Source organism: Bacillus pretiosus (assembly GCF_051294775.1).
In the GTDB taxonomy this organism is placed as follows: domain Bacteria; phylum Bacillota; class Bacilli; order Bacillales; family Bacillaceae_G; genus Bacillus_A; species Bacillus_A wiedmannii.
In genome coordinates this window covers 1-301 of sequence record NZ_JBPPHF010000230.1, presented here as the reverse complement: position 1 = coordinate 301, position 301 = coordinate 1, and the positions used below count along the sequence as shown (strand labels likewise).

General features: G+C 40.5%; 1 pseudogene. It reads left to right on the top strand.

What is annotated here, in order from left to right:
• Window positions 1–301 (top strand): annotated as a pseudogene (locus tag ACSG5Z_RS30655) (PD-(D/E)XK nuclease family protein); the annotation flags it as partial.

Sequence of the window (301 nt, the reverse complement as noted above, 5' to 3'; positions counted from 1 at the left end):
AGGTACGGCAGTTCACGCTGTTATGCAGCATGTTGATTTGAAGAAGCCGATTACAGAAGAAGTGATTCGGGAGCAAATTAATGGCATGGTTAATAAAGAATTTTTAACATTCGAACAAGCAGAAGAAATAGCAATTGAAAAAGTGATTTCATTCTTTGACAGTGACCTAGGTAAAAGGGTATTAGCGGCGAAAAGTGTTGAGCGTGAAGTACCATTTACGATGATGCTTGCAGCAGAAGAGGCGTATCAAGATTGGCAAGGAAAGAGTGACGAAACAATTCTTGTCCAAGGGGTTATCGAC